The sequence below is a fragment of the Luteimonas sp. gir genome (assembly GCF_037198055.1).
In the GTDB taxonomy this organism is placed as follows: domain Bacteria; phylum Pseudomonadota; class Gammaproteobacteria; order Xanthomonadales; family Xanthomonadaceae; genus Luteimonas; species Luteimonas citri_A.
The window spans coordinates 38392-59982 of the sequence record NZ_JBBAXQ010000017.1; the positions used below are offsets into that span (position 1 = coordinate 38392).

18 protein-coding genes and 1 pseudogene are annotated in these 21591 nt (G+C 68.6%); 4 read left to right on the plus strand and 15 right to left on the minus strand.

What is annotated here, in order from left to right; translation table 11 throughout:
* Window positions 1-29: 29 nt before the first annotated feature.
* The gene (locus WAF18_RS16675; RefSeq protein ID WP_337246094.1) at window positions 30-1166 is read left to right on the plus strand and encodes an MFS transporter; all 1137 of its coding nucleotides are present in this window, start codon (window positions 30-32) and stop codon (window positions 1164-1166) included.
* A 112-nt stretch (window positions 1167-1278) separates the two neighbouring features.
* The gene (locus tag WAF18_RS16680) at window positions 1279-1575 is read left to right on the plus strand and encodes a hypothetical protein (RefSeq protein ID WP_183425859.1); all 297 of its coding nucleotides are present in this window, start codon (window positions 1279-1281) and stop codon (window positions 1573-1575) included.
* Window positions 1576-1633: 58 nt separating this feature from the next.
* Here the strand turns inward: WAF18_RS16680 and WAF18_RS16685 are convergent.
* The 3 genes and pseudogenes from WAF18_RS16685 to WAF18_RS16695 all read right to left on the minus strand — a co-directional run.
* Window positions 1634-1904 (minus strand): annotated as a pseudogene (locus WAF18_RS16685) (alpha/beta hydrolase); the annotation flags it as partial.
* A 116-nt stretch (window positions 1905-2020) separates the two neighbouring features.
* Window positions 2021-2404: a VOC family protein gene (locus tag WAF18_RS16690; RefSeq protein WP_337246095.1), complete on the minus strand. Its 384-nt coding sequence runs from the start codon at window positions 2402-2404 to the stop codon at window positions 2021-2023.
* Window positions 2405-2447: 43 nt separating this feature from the next.
* On the minus strand, window positions 2448-3254 hold the full coding sequence (locus tag WAF18_RS16695; RefSeq protein ID WP_337246096.1) for an SDR family NAD(P)-dependent oxidoreductase: 807 nt from the start codon (window positions 3252-3254) through the stop codon (window positions 2448-2450).
* 77 nt (window positions 3255-3331) lie between these two features.
* Here WAF18_RS16695 and WAF18_RS16700 point away from each other — a divergent pair, with 77 nt between their 5' ends.
* Window positions 3332-3679, plus strand: a complete 348-nt coding sequence (locus WAF18_RS16700; RefSeq protein ID WP_337246097.1) for a helix-turn-helix domain-containing protein — start codon at window positions 3332-3334, stop codon at window positions 3677-3679.
* Between the two features lie 81 nt (window positions 3680-3760).
* Here WAF18_RS16700 and WAF18_RS16705 read toward each other — a convergent pair whose 3' ends face one another.
* From WAF18_RS16705 to WAF18_RS16745, 9 genes are all read right to left on the minus strand, one after another.
* A complete protein-coding gene (locus WAF18_RS16705; protein WP_337246098.1) occupies window positions 3761-4105 on the minus strand; it encodes a GFA family protein in 345 nt (114 codons plus the stop codon).
* Between the two features lie 27 nt (window positions 4106-4132).
* Complete coding sequence (locus WAF18_RS16710; RefSeq protein ID WP_337246099.1) at window positions 4133-5941, minus strand: carboxypeptidase regulatory-like domain-containing protein; 1809 nt, start codon at window positions 5939-5941, stop codon at window positions 4133-4135.
* Window positions 5938-8145, minus strand: coding sequence for a hypothetical protein (locus WAF18_RS16715; protein WP_337246100.1), 2208 nt, complete (start codon window positions 8143-8145; stop codon window positions 5938-5940). The genes WAF18_RS16710 and WAF18_RS16715 overlap by 4 nt, the downstream gene beginning before the upstream one ends.
* Window positions 8142-9275 (minus strand): BatA domain-containing protein, encoded by a 1134-nt coding sequence (locus tag WAF18_RS16720; RefSeq protein WP_337246101.1) that lies wholly within the window; start codon window positions 9273-9275, stop codon window positions 8142-8144. Before WAF18_RS16720 ends, WAF18_RS16715 begins: the two co-directional genes overlap by 4 nt.
* Complete coding sequence (locus WAF18_RS16725) at window positions 9272-10174, minus strand: DUF58 domain-containing protein (RefSeq protein WP_337246118.1); 903 nt, start codon at window positions 10172-10174, stop codon at window positions 9272-9274. Before WAF18_RS16725 ends, WAF18_RS16720 begins: the two co-directional genes overlap by 4 nt.
* Window positions 10175-10208: 34 nt before the next feature.
* A complete protein-coding gene (locus WAF18_RS16730) occupies window positions 10209-11210 on the minus strand; it encodes a MoxR family ATPase (RefSeq protein ID WP_337246102.1) in 1002 nt (333 codons plus the stop codon).
* A gap of 25 nt (window positions 11211-11235) precedes the next feature.
* Complete coding sequence (locus WAF18_RS16735) at window positions 11236-11934, minus strand: DUF4159 domain-containing protein (RefSeq protein WP_337246103.1); 699 nt, start codon at window positions 11932-11934, stop codon at window positions 11236-11238.
* Between the two features lie 111 nt (window positions 11935-12045).
* Window positions 12046-13380, minus strand: coding sequence for a TldD/PmbA family protein (locus WAF18_RS16740; RefSeq protein WP_337246104.1), 1335 nt, complete (start codon window positions 13378-13380; stop codon window positions 12046-12048).
* Window positions 13381-13392: 12 nt separating this feature from the next.
* Window positions 13393-15027, minus strand: coding sequence for a TldD/PmbA family protein (locus WAF18_RS16745; RefSeq protein WP_337246105.1), 1635 nt, complete (start codon window positions 15025-15027; stop codon window positions 13393-13395).
* 278 nt (window positions 15028-15305) lie between these two features.
* On the opposite strand from WAF18_RS16745, the gene WAF18_RS16750 reads away from it, so the two are divergent.
* A complete protein-coding gene (locus WAF18_RS16750) occupies window positions 15306-15863 on the plus strand; it encodes a hypothetical protein (RefSeq protein WP_337246106.1) in 558 nt (185 codons plus the stop codon).
* Between the two features lie 55 nt (window positions 15864-15918).
* On the opposite strand, the gene WAF18_RS16755 is transcribed toward WAF18_RS16750, so the two are convergent.
* The 3 genes from WAF18_RS16755 to WAF18_RS16765 form a co-directional block, all read right to left on the minus strand.
* A complete protein-coding gene (locus tag WAF18_RS16755) occupies window positions 15919-17550 on the minus strand; it encodes a TldD/PmbA family protein (RefSeq protein WP_337246107.1) in 1632 nt (543 codons plus the stop codon).
* Window positions 17551-17746: 196 nt separating this feature from the next.
* A complete protein-coding gene (locus tag WAF18_RS16760) occupies window positions 17747-18490 on the minus strand; it encodes a FadR/GntR family transcriptional regulator (RefSeq protein WP_337246108.1) in 744 nt (247 codons plus the stop codon).
* Between the two features lie 60 nt (window positions 18491-18550).
* Window positions 18551-21346, minus strand: coding sequence for a TonB-dependent receptor (locus WAF18_RS16765; RefSeq protein WP_337246109.1), 2796 nt, complete (start codon window positions 21344-21346; stop codon window positions 18551-18553).
* Between the last annotated feature and the right edge of the window lie 245 nt (window positions 21347-21591).

Below are 21591 nucleotides of genomic sequence, written 5' to 3' on the forward strand. Positions count from 1 at the left end.
CCCTCCCCTCGTCCCCCACGTCGTCCGCCATGTCCGTCCCGATCTCTTCCCCCCGCGCGCAGCAGCATGCGACGCGCGCCGCGTTCTTCATTCCCGGTTTCGCGATCGCCGCCTGGGCGCCGATCGTGCCCTTCGCCAAGGCCCGAACCGGCCTTGATGAGGCCTCGCTCGGGTTAGTGCTGCTGTGCCTGGGCACTGGCTCGCTGCTGGCGATGCCGGCCGCCGGTGCGCTCGCCGCGCGGCAGGGCTGCAAGCGCGTCATGGTGGCCGCGTTGCTGTTGATCTGCATCACATTGCCGATGCTCGCGATGGCCGCAACGCCCTGGATGCTGGCGGCTGCGCTGGCAGCATTCGGTGCCGGTATCGGCGCGATGGACTGCGCGATGAATCTGCAGGCCGTCGCGGTCGAGCGCGACAGCGCACGGCCGATGATGTCGGGCTTCCACGCGTTCTACAGCATCGGCGGTTTTGTCGGCGCCGCAGGGACGACCGCCTTGCTCAGCGCGGGCCTGGCACCGTGGCTGGCGACGGGCCTGGTCGCCTTGGTCGTGCTGGCGCTGTATGCGCCGTCGGCACGCCATTGGCGCAGCGAACGCGTGGCGCGCGACACCGCCGCGTTCGCGTGGCCGCGCGGCGTGGTCGCGTGCATCGGTGTGCTGTGCTTCGTCGCGTTCCTGGTCGAAGGCTCGATGCTCGACTGGAGTGCGGTGTTCCTGCACGAGGTCCGCGGCGTGGACGCTGCCCGCGCCGGAATGGGCTTTGTCGTGTTCTCGCTGGCAATGACGGTCGCGCGGCTGTGCGGCGATGGTCTCGTCCGTCGCCTGGGCGATCGCCGCGCGGTCGTGCTCGGCGCACTGTGCGCGTGCGCGGGCCTGGGCATCGCCACGCTGGCGCCCAGTGGCGCGATCGCGCTGGCCGGCTACGCGCTGGTGGGTGTGGGCTGCGCCAATGTGGTGCCGGTGATGTTCTCGATGGCCGGCCGCCAGACGACGATGCCAGAGGCACAGGCGATCCCGGCGATCAGCACAATCGGCTATGCCGGGGTGCTCGCAGGTCCCGCATTGATCGGCTTCGCTGCGCAGGCGACCGGACTGGTGGTCGCGTTCCTCGGCGTCGCCGCAGCAATGGCAGGGGTCGCGCTGTCGATGCGCTGGCTGCGCGTGTGAACTGCGCTGCCCGTTCGCGCAACGCGATCATGGCGTGCTCGTCACACAGGCTTGCCCTCGCTTCTCTCAGCCTCACGCTTCCCCGCTCAATCGAAGACGAAGAGGAACCGCCATGCCCATGCTCCGCATCCGCCTGACCGGCAGCGACGACACCGCCCGTACGGTGATCAATCTCCTGCAGAGCATCGATGGCATCGAACATGTCGAGGAAATCGACGACCTGATGCCGCACATGGACGACGCCGACTCCAGCTCCGCCGGGCTGAGCGATGTCAGCGGCCCGCAGATGCACGAAATCGAGGTCGAGGCCGGCAACGCCGCGACGGCACGCAAGGTCCGCGAGGCGGTCGAGGCGCTGGCCTTCGACCTCGACGCGCTGGTGGAATTCGAGGAAGAAGAGGAAGGCTGAGCGCCGCAGGCCGGTCATCGGCCGGCCGACCGGGCGGCGGCGTTAACGGCGCCGTCGCCTCGACGAACCGCACCAGGTCCTGGTTGAAACGCGTCGGCGAACGGTGCGTGGCCGATGTCCGCATAGATCATGGTCTGCGCATCGGGCTTGAGCGTTCGCGCCCGCGCGATAGAAGGATCGGGCCGGACCAGCGCATCGCACGCGCCGTAGAGCAACAGCCATGGCTTGTGCAGGCGACCAAGGCCGCCCGCTGCATCCATGGTCATGCTGGACACGGCCGCCTGCATCCCGTCCGAGGCCAGCGCCGCACCGGCGAGCAGACGCTCGAAGGTGACGGTCTCGGGCAGATGCGCGGAGCACAGCGCGAGGCCGCCAGAGTCTGCTCCGGGGTGAAGCTACCTGCCATTCTCCAGGTGCTGCTTCCGGCCGCCGAGCACACTCAAGCTCATGCGGGCCCCTGGAAAACTGCCTCAACGTTGTTTCCGGCAGGGTCGACCACGAAGGCGGCATAGTAGGCTTCATGATACTTCGGGCGTATGCTCGGTGCGCCATTGTCCGTTCCGCCAGCGGCCAGGGCCGCGGCGTAAAAGCCCTCCACCTCTTTGCAGTCCCTGGCACGAAAGGCAAGGTGGATCGGACTTGGGTCTGATCCCTGAACCCCAACCATGAAGAACTCGACGCGCTCACGCCCAAAGCCTGCTACACCACCTTCGGCGCGCTCGATAGACAACCTCTTGAATATTCCCAATGGGGCAAGGGCAGCCTCGTAGAACCGCTGTGTTTCTTCGAGACGGGTCGTCTTGAGGCTGACATGATCGAAAATGCTCATTGGTGTGTTCTTCCAATTGATGTCTTGGCTGCTTGGACGTGCATCAGAATGTCGGAAGCATTCCACCGTCCAGGCGCAGGTTCGAGCCGGTGATGTAAGAGGCCCGCGGACTGGCGAGAAAGGCCACGGCATCTGCAATCTCCTCCAGCGTGCCAGCCCGCCCGACGGGGACGCTCGCGAAGAGTGGAAGGACCTCTGCCTCCACCTCTTCCCACGGCGCTTCGGGCGCAATACCTCTTTGCTGGGCGACCTCGCGGAATTTGCGTTCGAACGTCTCGCTCCGGATTGTGCCGGGCGAAACTGTGTTCACCGTCACCCCCTCGGCTGCAACGGCTTTGGCCATGGACGAAGTCATCGCTAACATCGCGGCCTTGGCTGCCGAATAGTCGGGGTTGCCTGCGGGGGGCATCAGTGCGGCGAGACTGGAAATGTTGATTATCCTTCCCCATCCGGCATGGCGCATTTGCGGCAGCACCGCCTTTGCCATGCGCATGGCCGCCAACACGTTGGCATCATAGGTCGACGCCCATACATTAGCCTCCGTCGTGCTCCAGTCCGAATTGCCGCCCGAGCCGCCCGCGTTGTTGACAAGAATGTCGATGTTTCCGACGGCACGCACCTCAGTCAGAAGCGAATCGACCGCCGCCACGTCCGTAAGATCCCCGGTCACGACATGCGCCGTTCCGCCTTCCTGCCCGATTTTCCGCGCCACGGCGGCGGCCTGTTCCCGGTCGCGCCCGTGAACCACCACCACAGCGCCTTCACGTGCCAGCCCGCGTGCGATACCAGCACCGATGCCCTTGCTGCTTCCAGTCACCAGGGCAATCTTGCCGTCGAGATGTAGATTCACCGTCGGGCTCCTTTATCGTGGAGCCGTAATGTAGGAGCGACATAATGGAACCGGCAAGAACGTACGAAAAGGTGCCTATGGCAGAGCTCGACCGGAGCGCCTGCCTCGGACCGGATGGCGCGGTAGCTCAGGTTACCCGGTGCTTAAAGATGATCAGCGGGCGATGGAAACTGCCTATCCTGTTCCGACTTTATGCCGATGGGATGCAGCGTAGCTCCTTGCTCTTGCGCGACATCCCCGGCGTCTCGCAGAAGATGCTGACGCAGCACCTTCGAGAACTCGAGGCCGACAGGCTGATCCGGCGGACGGATTTCAATGAGAAGCCCCCACGGGTGGAGTACCGCCTGACCGACCGGGGCGAAGCACTCATGCCGGTGTTACTCGCTACACGCCAGTTCTCGGAGGATCACGATCAAGCCGCCTGATTATGTGGCGGCTCGCTCGGGCTCGGATCGGGGCGCTACGTAACGTGAGCAGCGATGGCCATACGGCGACGCGGCACGCAATCAGAATTGAGCGCCGTCGATCTGCACGATCTTCAGTGCTGCCAGGTCCAATCCGTCGATGCAGCGCACGTTGACGCAGGCCATCGGCGCCCCGTCGGGGGCGATGCCGCGGCTGTAGGGCGCGATGCCGCAGACCGTGCAGAAATGATGGTCGATCCGGTGGGTGTTGAAGCGATAGGTGCCCGCAGTGCCGGTGCCGGTCTCGCGCAACGCCTCGGCCGGCGCGAACGCCAGCAGGCCACCGCGCCGGCGGCACATCGAGCAATTGCAGTCGTAGACCTCGGCAATCTCGCCGTCCAGTTCGAAGGCCAGGCTGCCGCAATGGCAACGTCCGCGATGGGTCATCGTCGTCTCTCCGTGGGAAGCAGCAGATTAGCGAGGTTGGGATGACGCTGGCACTTGGGCACGCCCCAGGCGCGCACGGCCCAGCGCCCACAGCGCGGTCGTTGCCAGCAGCCAGGCCAGCGCCCAGGGCCAACTCGAACCGGGGGCAGTGGCCTGCGATGCGCGGCCGCCAGACATCTCACGGACCAACGCCTGTGTCCTGGCGCGTTGCTGCGCCGCCGCCAGACCCGGCGCGTCTTCGATGGCGCGCACCTGCACAGGCCAGTGCCGATCGGCATCGACGATCCGGTACCAGCCGGCGACGCGTGGCCACAGGCCGGCGCAATCGCGCGTCGCCGGATCGCGCAATAACGGAGTCGCACGCCCGTCCGGGGCGATCGCCTGCGCGTCGGGCCCGAGCCCGCACAGCGCGACGCGCTCGCCGCCCCAGGCCGACCTCTCGACCGTCGCCGTGTCCCGGTCGCCGGCACGGGCCAGCGTGCCCGCCCAACTGCTCCACAGCGCCGCGTGCAGGTCGGCGCGGCCGGCCAGCGGCAGGCGCCAACTGTCGGCCAGCGTGACCAAGCCGATACGGCCGCGGCCCCAGGCCTGCCAGCGCATCATGTCCTGTGCGCTGTCCTCGCTTCCCGGCAGTCCTCCGGACAGCGGGCGATAGGTCAGCGTCGGCGGCGCCTCGCCCGCCAGCAGCGGATCGAACGGCGCATCGGCGCTGCCGGGCCCGGCCCACGCGCGCAGTCGCGCCGCCTCGCTCGGGCCCGGGTCGGGGCGCCACGTGCGCACCGGCCCCGCTTCGATCGCCAGACCGGTGCCGCGCAGCCAGTCGCGCAACGCCCTCGACGGTGGCTGCGGTGCATGCACCAGCACGCCGAGCCCATTCGCCACCGCGCTGCGCAGCGCGGCCCGCGTGCCTGCGCTCAAGCCGTCGAATGCGCGCGTCTCGAGCAGCACCAGATCCTGCTCGGCCACGCCAGCCGCATCGAGTGCCGGCGCGTCGCCGACGCTGGTGCCGCCGCCCAGGGTAGTTCGCCAGTGCAGGCGCATGCCGGTGTCCTCGGCCCAGCGTCGCAGTGCGCGCAGGTCCGGGTTCGGCGCACCGGCGAGCAACAGCACACGCACCGGTGCCGCCGCTTCAACGACCACCGGCACCTCGACCCGGGACAGCTCGGCGCCCTCGGCATCGCGCACGCCCACGCCGAACTGCGCCTGGCCGGTGCCGCGTGCAGTGCCGGCCAGGCGGAAACCGCCCGCCTCGTCCAGCGTTGCCGTATCGACGATGCGGCCCGCCGGATCGACCAACACGACCTGCGCCCCTTCGAGACCGGCGACACCGCCACGCACTTCGAAGCGCGCGCCCGGCGCGACGTCGCGTGGCGCCTCGAGCGCGACGATGCCGTCCGGCAGCGCCGCCGGCACGAACGCCAAAGCGCGATCGCCGATCGCATCGCGGTCGCGCGCCGTCAGACCGGCGCCGACGATCGTCAGCGCCTGCGCATCGTGGCGCCGCAGTGCGGTTGCCAGATCGGGCGTCCGCAGCGCCCCGGGTGGTCCGTCGCCGGCCTCGGGCAATGCGACCACGCGCTGAGACGCCGGCATCGGCAGGCCCTGCCATCCGGCGGTCAGCACGACCAGCGTGTCGCCTGCGACCGGCACCGGCGGCGGCTGCAAGGTGCGCGCCAGCAGACCTGCGGAGACCACGGTCAACACCGCGAGCGCGCACGTCCGCCATGCCGCGGGCCGGGCCTCGGGTGGCGCGCGCAGGTGCGCGATCGCCAGCCGCAGGATCGACAGTGCGGCAGCGGCACACAACAGTGGGAGCAGCCAGCGCTCGGGGGTCATCGCGCCTCCTCCTGCAGCGCGTCGAGATAGCGCACGCCCATCGCGTCGATCGCGGCGCGACGCGGCGGCGTCGGCAGCGGACGTCGCAGCACGTGCCACAACTGCCCGCGCAGGGCCTGCCGACATGCGGTGCAGGCTGGATCGCGCTGCAGCGCGTCGATCGCGGCCAGCAACGCAAGCGGATCGTCGAGCGCGCGCGGCTGCGTCTGCGCCCAGGCGACGAGCGCGGCCGGGTCGAAGGCCTCGTCCCAGGCCAGGGCCTGCCAGGCCACCATCGGGGCATCGAGCTCGGCTGCCGCCGGGCCGGGCACCGCACGCGGCGCGATGCCGTCGCGGTCGCCGCCGAGGCGCCGGGCGAAATCGACCGGTGGCAGCGCCGTGCCCACACGCGCCAGATAGATGCGATTCGCCTGCTGGACCTCCTTGATCAACACCAGTGCGCGGTTCGCCGGCGCCAGCGCCTCGCGTGGCGCGGCCTGGCGCAGGTGCAGCTCGGACTGCCACATCTCGCGCAGCGCACTGCGCAGCAATTCGCGCGTCTTCGGGTCGAGCAGCGTCGCCGCCTCCGGCAGGTCGTGGGTGTGGCCGAAGGTGGCGAGCACGTCGTCGGCACGGCCGAACGTCGTGACCTCAGCAGGCGTGTGATCGTGATCGTGGTCATGGTCGTCGTGCGTGTCGTCGTGCGCCTGCGCCGGTGCGTCGTCCGTCGCCGGATCGTCCTGACCGAAATCGTCGATCGGCAATGGCTTGCGCGGCGGCGCGGGCGGCGTGTCGTCGGCATCGGCGGTCGGTGGTGGCCGCGCATGGCCTTCCGATTCCTCGCCCAGGAACTGCCCATAGCGCAGCCGCAGCAAGCGCTGATCGACACCGAGGGTGTCGGAGCGCGTCTCGAACGTCTCGCGCGTCAGCCGTGGCTGCTCGGCGATCAGCGCTTCGGCATCGAGAATGATCTGGCGCTGGCTGCGGAAGTACGCCGGCAGCACATCGCGCGCCAGGCCTTCAAGCCCATCGGCATCGGGTGGCGTCGGCGGCGGCCAGCGCAGGATCAGACTGGCACTGCGGGCCTGTTGCGGCGCGGGCACGCGGTTGTCGCGGATCTCGAGCTGGGCGACCAGATCGCCGCCCTCCTCCAGGCCCAGCGCGATCGGGTCGAGCGTCGCCGCGAATCTGCGCGCCCGCGCGTCGCCGGTACCCCGCAGGGTGCGGGTGCGGTCCTCGAACGTCACCGCCTCGCCGCTGCCGCGGGTCACGGTGATGCGCAGGCGCGCGTCCGCCGCGACGCCGAAGTCATCGGCTGCCTCGAACGCCAGCGCCCAGGCGCGTTGTCCGCGGGTGTACGTGGACAGCGTCGACTCGGGCGCGCGCACGCGTACCTCGGGCGGGCGGTCGGGCACGGCCTCGAGCCGCCAGGGTTGCGCACGCGCGAGAATGCCGTCGGTGTCGCCATCGACCGCGATGCGGTACAGCGACGAGCGATCGAGCCGCAGCGTCGCCGTCCAGTCCTCGTCTTGGCGTACGAACGCCAGTTCGCGGCCGTCGTGGAACTGCAGGGCCACGCGCTGCGGCTGCGGCGCAAAGCGCAGCGTCCAACGCAAGGTCGCGCCGGTCGTGGCCTGCGCGTCGAGTTCGGCCTGCGTCCGTGGTGTCAGGCCCGTGTAGGCCGGCGCGTCGATGCGCAGCGCCTGCGACAGAAGCGCCGGCGTGTCCGGTGCTCCGGCCCGCGCGGGCACGCTGTCGATCGTCCCGGGAGCCGCGCCCGTCGGCCATGCCAGCACGGCGACAGTCAGCAGTGCACCCACCGACCACGCCAAGCACAGCGCGCGCCACGGCCAGGGCGCCGACTGCGGGTGCCAAGGCTGCGCGGCGAGTCGGGCCTCCAGCCGCGCACGTTGCAGTTGCGCCAACGGCGCAAGCGCGGCGGGGGCGGCGAACAGCAGTGCGGCGCTGTCCTCCATGTCGCGGCGGTCGGCATCGAGCCGGCGCACGAGCCAACTGCGGTCGATACGGCGGACCCGGCGTGTGCCGATGACCGCGGCGAGCGCGGCGACCAGCAACACGGCCCAGGCCGCCGCCGGCCCGTAGGCCATCCGCCAGGCGAGCGCGGCCAGACCAACCACCAAGGGCGCGGCCACCAGCACCACACCGATGACCGCACGCCGACGCGCCGCGGCGCGCACGCGCAGCAGTGCGGACACGACGCTCATGCGGTCGTCGTCCGACGCGCGGCGGTGGCCAGCCAGCGTTCGAGGGCGAATGCCAGCGCGACCAGCAGCGCCCACCACGGCCGCAAGTCGCGCGGCACTGGCGGATACGCCGTCAGCCCGCTGGCGGGTGCCAGGTCTGCCGCGGCGATGCGCGCCGGCGCCGGCCCCGGCTGCAGACGATCGCGCAGTCGTGCGGGGAAGCCGGGATCGAGCAGTTCCGAGTCGTGCGCCGGGTCGAACGTGCCGCGCCAGCGCACACAGGTCGCCGCACCGCAGGCCGCACGCTCGAAACCCGCGTCATCGACACTGGCGTGCCAGTCCGTGCCCTCGGGCAGCAACGCCGCCGGGCCCAGCAACAGCGCGCGGCCCGCCGCAGCCTCGAGCAATGCGGGTGGCGGTGCGCTGGCGCTCCACCATGCGAGCGTGGCCTCCGCGCGCGGCGTCTCGCCGGACGTTACGCGTCGCAGCGCGACGCCATCGTCGGGACGCCAGGCGTGGGCGATCGCCGCCAGCACGCGTAGTGCGGGATCGCCGTCGGCGATGCCGAATACATCGATCTGCGGCCATGGCGCGCGGGGTGTCGCACCCGGCGCGGACGACGCCGGCACGACCCGCCAGTCCATGGCGCGCGACAAGACCACGCGCCCGCCATCGACCCCATCGACGGTCTCGGGCACGACCACCGTCAGTGCAGTGCCGCTCGGCAGCATCGCGTCCAGTTCGCGCAGCAGGCTGGCGACCGGCACTGGGCCGGTCGGCGCGACGGTGTCGCGCGCCTGCGGAAAGCCGGGCGCCAGCCAGCGGACCGGCGCCTCGGGATCGGCCGGCGGCATCGCGTCGGCCGCCACGCCCGGCACGACAACCGTCCAGCGCGCCGGGGCCGCGCCGCCATGCAACACCGGCCACGCCAGCCACAGTGCGAGCAATGCGAGCAGCAGCAGGCGGGCCAGCAGCAGTGGCCAGTCATCGAAGCGCAGCCGTCGGTGTGGCTTCGGGCGCTCGCGCAACCAGCGCAATGCCGCGAACGGCGTGGGCCGCGTGGCATCGCGGCGCGCCAGGTGCAACAGCAGCGGCAGCAACAGTGCGGCCAGCGCCGCGAGCGCAGCCGGTGCGAGCAGGCCGAAGCTCATCGTGTGCGCTCGCCAAACAACGCGCGCAGCACGCCTTCGGGCGGCGTGTCGACGACGTGACTCGCGAACGCGATGCCGCCCGCGGCCAGCCGCGCCGCCAACGCGCGTTGCGCCGCGCCGAAGCGCGCAAGGTAGTCGGCGCGCAGTGCCGGCCCGTCTCCGAGCAGCGCCTCGCCAGTCTCGGGATCGACGAAACGGCGCCCATCGCGGAACGGGAAATCGCGTTCGTCGGTGGTCAGCACCTGCAGCGCAATGACCTCGCGCCCAGCCCGCGCCAACTGCAGCAGCGCGTCGACCGCGCTTGCATCGAACCAGTCTCCGATCGCGACAACCAGATCGCCCCGCGCGATGCGGCCCCAGACTGGCGCGAGCGTCGCGGCATCGGGCCAGCCGCCGGCCGGCGTGACGTGCACCAGCGCGTGGCGCAAGCGGTCGCGTTGCCGCGGCCCGATGCCGGGGGCGACCAGCGCGATGCCGGCACCGCCACAGGTCGCCAACCCGCAGGCATCGCCCTGGCGCTGTGCGATCTCCACCACGCAGGTCGCCAGCAAGCGCGCGATCTCCAGACGCGTGCGCTGCGGCGCAGCCTCGTCGGCCTGGGCCATCGATGCGGTGGTGTCGAGCAGCACCCAGGCCCGGACCGGGCTCTCGCGCTCGGCCTCGCGCACGAAGAAGCGATCGCTGCGAGCGTAGAGCTTCCAGTCGATCTGCCGTGGTTCGTCACCGGGCTCGTAGGCGCGGTACTGCGCGAACTCCAGGCCGGCGCCGCGATTGCGGCTGGCGTGCTGGCCCAGGCCGTCGCGCCCCCGAGCCTGGCGCGGGCGCAGCCGCAATGTCGCCAGACAGGCCCGCAGCGCGGGCGTCAGCCCGTCGCCTGTCGGCGGGCCGTCCGGCGACATCGGCGTTGCCGGGCTCGCGGCCACCACGCGGCGCTCAGCGATCCGGTGCCGGCAGCGCGCGCAGCAGGCCGGCGACCACCGCATCGACGTCGATCTGTCCGGCCTCCGCCGCGAACGACAGCACCAGCCGGTGACGCAGCACCGGCGCAATCAACGCCGCAACATCCTCGCGCGTCGCCGCGAGCCGGCCATGCAGCAGCGCACGTGCTTTGGCGGCCAGCACCAGTGACTGCCCGGCGCGAGGTCCGGCGCCCCAGCGCACGTAGTCGCGCACGATCTGCGGCGCCCCGTCGCCCGGTCGGGTCGCGCGCACCAACGCCGCAATCCAGGCCAGCAGGTCCTCGCCCAGGTGCACCTGGCGCACCAATGCCTGCAGCGTCAGCACCGCAGCGGCGTCCATGACCCGCGGCACCTCGTTCTCGGCCGCCCCGGTCGTGCGCGCGAGGATCGCCTGCTCCTCGTCGGCATCGGGATAGCCGAGCGCGACATGCAGCAGGAAGCGGTCGAGTTGCGCCTCGGGCAGCGGATAGGTGCCGGCCTGCTCGATCGGATTCTGTGTGGCCAGCACGAAGAACGGCTGCGGCAGCGCGCGGGTCACGCCGGCATGGCTGACGGTACGCTCGGCCATCGCTTCGAGCAGCGCGGCCTGGGTCTTGGGCGGCGTGCGGTTGAGCTCATCGGCCAGCAGCAACTGGGTGAACACCGGGCCTTCCTGGAAACGGAAATGCCGCCGCCCGGTGCCATGGTCCTCCTCGAGCAATTCGGTGCCCAGCAGGTCGCTGGGCATCAGGTCGGGCGTGAACTGCACGCGCCGGAAGTCGAGGTCGAGCGCCTGGCCAAGCGTGCGCACCAGCAGCGTCTTGCCCAGTCCCGGCACGCCTTCGAGCAGCACGTGCCCGCCGGCGAGCAGCGCGACCAGCAACTGCTCGACGACCTCGGCCTGGCCGACGACGGCGCGCGCGATTGCAGCGCGCAGTGCATCGAGCTGCGCCAGACGCGCCTGCAGATCGGACTCGGTGGGAGCGATGGCGGTCATGGGACGGATCCTGCAAAAGCGGGGGTCATGCGGTCAGTGCGTACATCACGATGTTGACCGCGAACTTGGTGTTGTCCTGCGCCAGGAAGCGCTTGTTGCGCCAGTCGTAGTCCCATTCGCAGCCGTAGTCCTTGTTGCTGTAGAGCACCGCCAGCCGGCCATCGATCTCGATGCCCTTGAGGTAATCGTGCACCAGATCGTCGCCCCAGCCGTTGAGCTCGAAGCCAGTCGCCGGCGGGCCATCGGGGAAGCGGAAGAAGCTGTGATAGAGCGCATGCGAGTTCGGCAGTTTGCGCATCGCCGATCCGCCGAAGATCGCGGCCATCTGCGCCTCGAACGACTTGGCGAACAGGCCGTCGATGTCGTGGTTGCAGTCGTCGACGAACACGAAACCGCCGCTGCGCACATAGCGCTCGAAGTTGCGCCGCTCGGCCGGACTGAACTCGACCAGGCGATGTCCGGCGAGATAGCAGAACGGCGCGGCGAGCATCTTCGGATCCGACAACGCGACCACATGCTCGGTCGGATCGACGCGCAGGTCGGTGTAGTCGATCAGCGAGGTGATCACATTGGATGGCATCCGCGCATCGACGTCCCAGTCGCCCGACTCGTAGCGCAGCCGGGTGAACCAGAAATCGTAGCGCGCCGATTGCGCCAGCACTGACGGCAAGGCAAGGCCGGCCGCAGCACCCAGCAGCCACTGCAGCGCGTGGCGCCGATTCATCGCACCGGCTCTCGCGCCACGGTCTCGGCGGCGCAGGGCCGGGCCTGCGAGCCGCCCCGCCCGGGCAGCGGCCGCCGCCCGGACATCGGCGTCACCCGCGATGCGGACGCCTCAGACCGCATCCGACAGCGAGGTGAAGGTGAAATCGCGCAAGCGCATCGGTGGCAGCATCATCACCATCGACGACTCGTCGCCGCCCACGCGCACCGGCCGGCCGAGTTCGTCGATGTTGTTGAGCATGATCACCGGCGATTCGTTGAAGCGGAAGTTCTTCAGCGGGTACTTGATCTCGCCGTTCTCGATATAGAACGTGCCGTCGCGGGTCAGCCCGGTCAGCAGCACGGTCTGGGGGTCGACCATGCGGATGTACCAGGTACGGGTGACCAGGATGCCGCGATCGGTGCCGGCGATCAGGTCGGCGGTCGACTTGTCGCCACCCGCCATCAGCAGGTTGCCCGGCCGGCCGACCGCGCGCTTGCCCTGCTGCTGTGCCCAGAAGCGCGAGTAGTCGAGGTTGGCGACCTTGCCGTTCTCGATGATTGCCATCTTCTCACGCGGCAGACCGTCACCATCCCACGGCAGCACCGGCGCCTCCGGATGCCAGGGGTCGGCGACGATGCTCACGCGGGGGTCGTAGACCTGTTCGCCGAGCTTGTTGCCGCCGCCACGCTTGGACAGGAAGCTGCGGCCCTCGTCGGCGGTGCGCGCATCGAAGTAGCGCATCATGAACGAGATCAGCCCGGCCGCCGCGGCCGGCTCCAGGATCACCGTGTACTTGCCCGGCTCCAGCGCCTGGGCCTGGGCCGAATCGCTGGCCTTGCGCATCGCCACGCGCACGTCGCGGCCGGCGTCGAACGCGCTGGCGTCCTTGAGGTTGCGCCCCACCCAGCCCGACCCGCGGCCGTCCTCGGTGCGCACGGTGCAGGTGTAGTTGAAGTTGGTCGCCTGCTGGTAGCCGAAGTTGCCGTTGCTGTTGGCGAACGCGACGAAGCTGCGGCCATCGTCGAGGAAGCCGGCGGCGACCAGTTGCTCGGCCCGGCAAGGCGCGATCGAATCGGCCGCGACCTGCGCGCGGAACTCGGGCGTGATCGCCGCGGTCGATTCGCTGAATGTCGGACTGGCGCGGTAGTCCTGCTTGCCGATCGCCGGCAGGAACTCGGGGTTCTCGGGCGCCAGCCGGGCGAGGTCTTCGGCGCGCTTGACCACGTTGCGCAGCGAGGCGTCGTCGAAGGCGTTGATGCTGGCCGTGCCCACGCGTTTGCCGAAGGCGACCTGCACGCTGAGTTCGGCATTGCTGACGATGCCGCTGGTGGACACGTTGTTGAGCGCGAAGCGGATGTTGCCGTCGATCGAGCCCGACAGCGTGGCGGTGCACTCGTCGGCGGTCGACAGCGCGACGGTCTTCTCGAGCAGTTCGCGGGCCTGGGCTTCGGTGAAGATGGTCATGGTCGGAACTCCTTAGCCGAGCGAACGCGCGGTGTTGATGACGTTGATGCCGTTGAAGCGTGCGGTCGCCGAGCCGTGCGAGACCGCCGAGACCTGGCTAGGCTGGCCCTTGCCGTCGAAGAACGAGCCGCCGAGGCGGTAATCACGCTCGTCGCAGACCGCCACGCAGGCGTTCCAGAACTCCGGCGTGCGGATCTGATAGGCGACGTCCTCGATCATGCCGGCGATCTTGCCGTTGCGGATCTCGTAGAACAGTTGGCCACCGAACTGGGCGTTGTAGCGCTGCTGATCGATCGAGAACGAGCCGTCGCCGACGATATAGATGCCGTTCTCCACATCGCCGATCATCTGCTCCACGCTCAGCGGCGTGCGGCCGGCGGCCAGCGAGACGTTGGGCATACGCTGGAACTGCACGCTCGACCAGGCGTCGGCGTAGCTGCAGCCGTCGGACTCGGTCTTGCCCAGGATGTGCGCCTGGTCGCGCGTGGCCTGGTAATCGACCAGCTTGCCGGCATCGATCAGGTTCCAGCGCTTGGTCGCCACGCCTTCGTCGTCGTAGGCCACCGCGCCCAGGCTCCCGGGCTGGGTCTTGTCGGCGAACACGGTCACTTGGTCGCTGCCGTACTGGAAGCGCTGCTCGCGCTTGTCGAGCGTGGCGAAGCTGGTACCGGCGTAGTTGGCCTCGTAGCCGAGCACGCGGTCGAGCTCGAGCGGATGGCCGATCGATTCGTGGATGGTCAGCCAGGTGTGCGAGGGGTCGAGCACGAGGTCGTAGCGACCGGGCTTGACCGACGGCGCGCGCAGCTTCTCCTGTGCCTGGCGCGCCGCGGCGATCGCATCCTCGCGCATGTCGTAGGAGGTGCTGTAGTTGACCACGCCGTTGGGCGAGACGACCTTGCCCGCGGCGGCCCCGTCTAGGTACTCAAAGCCCATGCCCATCGGCGCCGACAGGCCCTCGCGTGTGCGGAACTTGCCGCTGGCCTTGTCGATCGCGGTCACCGTCATGGGCGCCCAGATCCGATGCACGTCCTGGTCGATATAGGAGCCGTCGGTGCTGGCGAAGTACTTCTGCTCGTTGACCAGGAACAGCGTGGAATTCACGAAGCTGGCCCCGGCCGACAGCGCCGCGGCGTTGACGCCCAGCAACAAGTCCACCTTGTCCTTGACCGGCACCTCCATGCCGTTGCGCGCGATCGGCGTGCGCCAGGCGACCTCGCCCACGCCCTTGACCGGCGCCAGTTGCACAGGCGCGGTCTGCACCTTGGCGTTGGCCTGCGCGATCGCGACCGCCTGGCGCGCGGCCTCGGCCACGCCCTGCTCGGTCAACGTGTTGGTCGCCGCAAAGCCCCAGGCCCCACCAGCGACGACGCGCACGCCCACGCCGGTCGACTCGGTGCTGACCACGTTCTGGACCTTGTCCTCGCGGGTCATCACGAACTGCCGCAGATACCGGCCCACACGCACGTCGCAGTAGCTCGCGCCCGCGGCGGTCGCCGCATTCAGGCCGGCATCGGCCAGTCGTTTCTTGAAGCCCACATCGAGTGTGGACAGCAGTTGCTCGGCGGCAATCACCTTGCCGAAGACGGCGGGCAGCAACAGGCCGCCCGCGCCGACACCAGCGAGGGCGAGGAAATCGCGTCTATGCACAGCAGCTCTCCCGAAAAGCGAGGGTCCGCGGCGCGCGCGGACGTGGCGATGAATGCGACGCGTCCCCTACGCGCCGTCTGGATTGATGACATGCCGCGCCCCGCCCCGTCCAGTGACGAATGGCACAGACCTGCGACGACGTCCGATCCAACGCGCCGTCGACTCGGCCCAAGCGCCCGCCGAACTCGGCACACGACCGATGCCGCTGGCCCGACGGCGCGGTGACCATGCCGTCAGCCCCGCGCAACCCGTTGCCTGACCCGCCAGGAGAGACCGCAATGCCACTGACCCCGACCCAAGCGAGCGCGGCCGTCGCCGCCCTGCTCGACGCAAGCGCCGAGCTGTTCTACGGCGGCCACCGACCGACCGTGTTCGGCGAGGCGATGGTGCCGATCGTGATCGAAGTGCCGGGCGCCCAGCCCAATGGCAACCTGGCGCCGGCACCCGGCGGCTACGGCATCGAGGTCAGCCAGGGCCTGCTCGGCCTGGACGACGACGTCGCGATCAAGTTCGCGCTCGCCCACGAAGCCGGACACGGCATGAGCGAACGGATCCTCGCCGACATCGGCCTGCACGGGGTCAGCGGACCGGCCACCGAAGTCATCGCCGATCTCGCGTCCGCCTACCTGCTGACGCGGGTCGGGCACGGCTGGCCCGAGGTCGTGGCCAGCGTGCGGGCCTGGCAACAGAACGGGATCTTCGACGAACACGCCAGCGGCGACCACCCCGCCGGTGCCGACCGCGTCCGTCATGTCGAGACGCTTGCGCACGCGATGGCCGGGCAGCCGCCGCCGTCGTTCGGCGAGGTCGCGCTCGCGATCTGCCAGTCGCTGTAGCGGCCCGGCGTCGGGCGATGCAGACCCCGCTTCGCCCCGACGCCCCCGCTCGCCGCTACAGCGAGCGTGCGGTGTTGATCACGTTGATGCCGTCGAAGCGCGTGGTCGCCGCGCCGTGCGACACCGCCGAGACCTGGCCGGGCTGGCCCTTGCCGTCGAAGAACGACCCGCCCAGGCGATAGTCGCGTTCATCGCAGATCGCGCTGCAGGCGTTCCAGAACTCCGGCGTGCGGATCTGGTAGGCGGCGTCCTCGACCATGCCGGCGATCTCGCCATCGCGGATCTCGTAGTACAGCTGGCCGCCGAACTGGGCGTTGTAGCGCTGCTGGTCGATCGAGTAAGAGCCACGGCCGTGGATGTAGAGGCCACGCTCGACGCCGGCGATCATCTCGCGCACTGTCAGCGGCGACCGGCCCGGCGACAGCGAGACGTTGGGCATGCGCTGGAACTGCACGCTGGACCAGGCGTCAGCATAGCTGCAGCCATCGGACTCGGTCTTGCCCAGCAGATGCGCCTGATCGCGCGTGGCCTGGTAGTCGACCAGGATGCCGTCCTTGACCAGGTCCCATTGCTTGCACCGCACGCCTTCGTCGTCATACCCGACCGCGCCCAGGCTGCCGGGCTGGGTCTTGTCGGCGACGAAGTTCACGATCTCGCTGCCCCAGCGGTAGCCGGCATCACGCTTGTCGAGGGTGGCGAAGCTGGTGCCAGCGTAGTTGGCCTCGTAGCCGAGCACACGGTCGAGCTCGAGCGGGTGACCGACATTCTCGTGGATGGTCAGAAACAGATTCGACGGATCGAGCACGAGGTCGTAGCGGCCGGGTTGGACCGAGGGCGCGCGCAACTTCTCGCGGGCCTGCCGGGCGGCGGCCACCGCGTCCTCGCGCATGTCGTAGGCGCGGCCATAGGCGACCACGCCACCGGGCAGATCGAAACGCTGCGCGGGGTCCGGCGTGAGGTACTCGTAGCCCAGCCCCATCGGCGCCGACAGACCATCGCGGGTGCGGAACTTGCCACTGGCCTTGTCGATCGCGGTGACCGTGAACGGCGCCCAGATCCGGTGCACGTCCTGGTCGATGTAGGAGCCGTCGGTGCTGGCGAAGTACTTCTGTTCGTTGACCAGGAACAGCCGCGAGCCGACGAAATCGGCACCGGCGGCAATCGCGGCGGCATTGACGTCGAGCAGCAATGCGACCTTGTCCTCGACCGGCACCACCATGCCGTTGCGGGCGATCGGTGTACGCCAGGCAACTTCACCCACGCCCGCGACCGGCGCCAGCTGCACCGGCATCGCCTGGATGCGTGCATTGGCCTTCGCGATTCCCACCGCCTGGCGCGCGGCCGCGGCGACGCTGTCGGGATCGAGCGCATTGGTCGCCGCGAAGCCCCAGGCGCCGTCGGCGAGCACACGGATGCCCACGCCGGTGGATTCCTCGTTGACGACGTTCTCCACCTGCGTCTCGCGGGTCATCACGTACTGGCGCAGATACCGGCCGATGCGCACATCACAGTAACCGGCGCCGCCATCGCGCGCGGCCTGCAAGGCGACATCGGCGAGCCGCTTCTTGAAGCCCGGGTCGAGCGCGTGCGTCAGTTCCTCGGCCGCGATCGCCCGGCCGATCCCACCCGGCAAGAGCAGGCTGCCCAGCCCGATCCCACCCAGGGCCATGAAGTCGCGACGCCGCATTGCACTCTCCCCCGCGGCTGTGGCCGCACAGCCTCCGATTCTTCGGTGCGTTCCACATGCACGTCAAATCGCAAGCGCCGCGCCGGTTAGAGGCATCGACCAGGCCAAGGCAGCGCGCGATCAATCCCCCGCCGGCCGCCGGCGTACCCGACCAGAACACAATTCAAGGGCGCATCAGCTGCGTGCTGCGACCCGGTCAGAGTCCGGTGGCGGCCTTGAAACGTTCGCGATCCTGCTGGGTGCGTCGACGGATTTCAGCCAGTGCTTCGCTCTCTGTCGCCTCGAGCATCGATTCGAACAGCCGCTGGAAGTGATTGCGCATGGCCGTGCGCGCGGCCGCGGGGTCGCGTTGCCGCAGCGCGTCCAGGATCGCGGTGTGTTCGTCGTTGCGGACGTCATTGTCGTCATGGCACACGTTGGCGTAGACGCGCTTCACCCGGGGCAGTTCATTGCGCATGCGCCAGATCAACTTTATGCAGTGCTCCACCACCGGATTGCCCGCGATCCGCGCGATCGCCAGGTGGAACTGGCGATCGGCCTCGCCGGTGGCGTCATCGCTGGCCGTCGGATCGACCATTGCCGCGATCAGGCCCTCCAGGGTGGCTATTTCTTCGCTTGTGATGCGACTGGCGGCCATCGCCGCCGCCTCGGACTCGATGACCGCGCGCGCGGCGGTCAGGTCGAATGCCGAGACGTCCGGCAACGCGCCAGCCGCCGACGTCGATCGCGCTTTCACATACACGCCCGAGCCTGTCTTGATAGTGATCAAGCCCTGCGCTTCCAACGCAATTTCAGCCTCCCGAACGGTGACGCGGCTGACCCCAAGCCGTTCGGCCAGGGCGCGCTCACCAGGCAAGCGCGCCCCAGGCGGAAACTCGCCCTTTTCGATCAGCGCGACGATCTCTGCGGCAACGGACTGGTAGAGGCGGGATTGGGACATCATCGAATGCTTGGCTGCAGGGGGCTGGAACGCGTCATTGCGCCCACCACGGCGAGATGCTCAGAAGCGGTAGCGCAGCCCCAGATAGTACCTCCGTCCGTAGGTGGTGTACTCGCGGAAGCTGCCCAGGATGGGCATGTCCGACACCCGCGGCTCGTCAGTGAGGTTGCTGGCAGACAGCGACAGGGACAGGTTTCTGTTCACCTTGTAGGTCGCCCGGGCATCCAGCGACCCGGTGTCCCGCACATAGCGGTTCTGCGCCGGATCGCCCACGAACTGCTGGTAATAGTCGGAGCGGTACTTGTAGATCGCCTGTAGGTCCAGCGCGCCCAGCGCCCAGTACAGCTGGGCCGATGCCACATGCTTGGATAGACCGAAAATATTCGCTGGCTCGACGATGCCCGGCGTCACCACGCCGCTGATCGGGTCGGTGGACGCGCCCAGACGCAGATCCTCGGTCTCGAAGTTGGAATCGGCATAGTTGTAGCTGACCTTCACGCCCAGGCCGGAGAAGATGCCCGGCAGGTAGGAGAGGCTGTGGGAGGCGGTGAACTCGACCCCGAACAGATCGCTCGTCTGGTCACTCGTGGCCAGCTGCTGCACCGGCACGACGACAGTCCGCCCGTCGATGATGAAAGTTTCGTCGACCACCACCGGCATCGATCCGCCATTGAACTGCTTGTAGTACAGCGCCCCCGACAACAGGGTGTCGTCATTGGCGTACCACTCCAGCGACACGTCGCCGTTCCATGACATCAGCGGCTCGGCACGCGGGTTCCCGGTCGCATTGATGCTGCGCAAGGCATCGCTGATGCTATTGAACTCGGTGTCCACGTCCTGCAGGTTGAAGCTGCGGCCATAGCCTTCGGCGGCCAGATCCGGCCGCGACATCGCGCGATAGGCGCCCACGCGCAGCAGCAGGTCGGGACGCAGTTCGAAGGCGGCGTTGAAGCTGGGCAGCCATTCGTGGCCGGCGGACTTGAGCACCTGCGAGGTGAAGTCGCCGGTGGGTTGCAGTGTGATGGTGCCGTCGGGATTGTCGATGACATCCAGATCGCTTCGCAGCCCGACCGATCGCACATCGGTCCGCACCCAGCGCACGCCGAAGTTCCCGGTCACCGGCAGCCCGAACCACTCGCTGCTGTACTCGCCCATCACATACAGCGCGCTGGTCTTCTCGGTGACATCGTTGTTGGCCGGATCACGCAGATCATCGCTCGGGCCGGTGTCGTCCACGCCGGTGAAGGCGCGGAACAGGCAGCGGCTGTCGAACGAAGCCCAGCGGTCGATGGTATTGCCGCTGGCATTGTCCAGGAAATCATCCTGCGGGAACTGTTGACGGCAGGCGAGGTTCGCTGCACGGATTGCCCCGGCGTTGGTGGTGCTCAGTTCCACGGTGTTGTCGAAGTCGGTATACGTCGCTTCGGATCGACGCAGCCCCCCTTTGATCGCAGTGAAGAAGCCGCTTTCCGGGGTGAATGCCACATCGAAACGACCGGCTCGGATGGTGTGCTCGCGGGTCTGCTGGCGGCGGCGTACCAGCGCCGAGTCGGTGAAGTTGTCCCAGTTGTTGACGTCGAACGCCGGATCGAGATGGATACTCGGCACGTCGCCGATGGAGTCGTAGGTGTAGTCGACGTAGCGGTTGTTCTTGACCCCGGCCACGGGATTTCCATGGATATCAGTGCGGCCCGCACGCAGGCGGGTCGAGCGCTCGTACTGGTTGCGCAGCGTATTGGAGTAGGACAGGTCGGTGGAGAACATCCAGGCCGGGCCCGGCCGGAAGATCACGTTCAGGCCGCCGCCGCTGTACTCCTCATCCCGCTCCAGGAAGTTGGAGGTCGAATCGATCGAAGTGCTGCCGGTATGGTGCAGCAGCGCGCCGGTGTCGCTGACCAAGCGGTTGTTGATGTTGCGCATCATCGAAGACAGCGACAGGTCCGAGCGGTCTTCGCTGTAGTCGCGTTTGGAGTGCTGATAATCGAGGTTCACCTCGACCGCATCGTTGGGACGCCACTGCAGCGCGGCGAACTGCGAATCGCGCTTGTCGTGCTCGACAAACTGCCGGTAGATGCGACTGCCCGGCGCAAGGTAATAAGGCACGCCGCCGGCCACGTCATTGCCGTCCACCTGGGTGCAGTTGCGGGTGGCACCGACCACTTCCCGGCCATCGCAGGCGACCCAGGTCGAACTGCTGGAGAACATTTCTTCGGGATTGCTGCCTTCCAGGCCCTGCAGGCCGATCGAAATGCCAAGCTTGCCGGCGCCTCCCATGTCGAACTGGTCGATATAACTGGCGGTGCCGCGCCAGCCCACGCCGTTGTTGTCCTTGAGCCGATCGTCGTACGCCTGCCAGGTGCCGCGACCCTCGAGCTGGATGTTGCGCTTGCCGTAGGCCAGCGGCTTCACCGTCTCCATGTTGATCGTGCCGGCGACGCCGCCTTCGACGAAGTCGGCGCGTTGGGTCTTGTAGATCGACACGGTGTTGATCAGTTCGGACGGGAACTGATTGAAGTTCACCGAGCGGTCGCCACTGCCGTTGGTGGCCTCGCGGCCATTGAAGGTCGATGAGCCGAGGAACGGGCCAAGACCACGGATCGAGATCTCCGACGCGCCGCCCTTCTCGCGATGCGTGGAGGCGCCGGTGATGGTTTCGATCGCCTCACCGATCGACAACGCCGGCAGATCCCCGATGTCGTCGGCGGCCAGTACGTCGGAGACCACAGTCTCGTCCCGCTTCTTGTCGATGGACGTCTGAATGGTGGCCCGGATACCCGTCACCTGGACTTGGTCCAGCGTGGTGGTCTGCGCCGCGGGCGCGGGCGTGGGGACGTCGGCGTTTTGCGCGTGGGCCACAGACAAGCCAGCGCTCGCGCACAGCGCGCAGGACAACGCGCGATGCAACGCGGTGCGATGAAGACCTCTCGACGAGGCGGTATGGCGGTCATGCAACATCGGATCTCCCTCCCAGGATGGATCGTCGACACGGATTCGACGCAGACATTTCACTCTTTTCAGACCAATGTCAACGAACTGGTCTTAATAAATTCCACGACCATCCTGTGCGCATGTGTCATACCAATTTATGTGCAGATGCAGCA

Coding starts and splice junctions, on each gene's coding strand:
- WAF18_RS16675 (WP_337246094.1), top strand. CDS start 30: ATGTCCGTCCCGATCTCTTCCCCCCGCGCGCAGCAGCATGCGACGCGC.
- WAF18_RS16680 (WP_183425859.1), top strand. CDS start 1,279: ATGCCCATGCTCCGCATCCGCCTGACCGGCAGCGACGACACCGCCCGT.
- WAF18_RS16690 (WP_337246095.1), bottom strand. CDS start 2,404: ATGAGCATTTTCGATCATGTCAGCCTCAAGACGACCCGTCTCGAAGAA.
- WAF18_RS16700 (WP_337246097.1), top strand. CDS start 3,332: ATGGCAGAGCTCGACCGGAGCGCCTGCCTCGGACCGGATGGCGCGGTA.
- WAF18_RS16705 (WP_337246098.1), bottom strand. CDS start 4,105: ATGACCCATCGCGGACGTTGCCATTGCGGCAGCCTGGCCTTCGAACTG.
- WAF18_RS16710 (WP_337246099.1), bottom strand. CDS start 5,941: ATGACCCCCGAGCGCTGGCTGCTCCCACTGTTGTGTGCCGCTGCCGCA.
- WAF18_RS16715 (WP_337246100.1), bottom strand. CDS start 8,145: ATGAGCGTCGTGTCCGCACTGCTGCGCGTGCGCGCCGCGGCGCGTCGG.
- WAF18_RS16720 (WP_337246101.1), bottom strand. CDS start 9,275: ATGAGCTTCGGCCTGCTCGCACCGGCTGCGCTCGCGGCGCTGGCCGCA.
- WAF18_RS16725 (WP_337246118.1), bottom strand. CDS start 10,174: ATGTCGCCGGACGGCCCGCCGACAGGCGACGGGCTGACGCCCGCGCTG.
- WAF18_RS16730 (WP_337246102.1), bottom strand. CDS start 11,210: ATGACCGCCATCGCTCCCACCGAGTCCGATCTGCAGGCGCGTCTGGCG.
- WAF18_RS16735 (WP_337246103.1), bottom strand. CDS start 11,934: ATGAATCGGCGCCACGCGCTGCAGTGGCTGCTGGGTGCTGCGGCCGGC.
- WAF18_RS16740 (WP_337246104.1), bottom strand. CDS start 13,380: ATGACCATCTTCACCGAAGCCCAGGCCCGCGAACTGCTCGAGAAGACC.
- WAF18_RS16750 (WP_337246106.1), top strand. CDS start 15,306: ATGCCACTGACCCCGACCCAAGCGAGCGCGGCCGTCGCCGCCCTGCTC.
- WAF18_RS16755 (WP_337246107.1), bottom strand. CDS start 17,550: ATGCGGCGTCGCGACTTCATGGCCCTGGGTGGGATCGGGCTGGGCAGC.
- WAF18_RS16760 (WP_337246108.1), bottom strand. CDS start 18,490: ATGTCCCAATCCCGCCTCTACCAGTCCGTTGCCGCAGAGATCGTCGCG.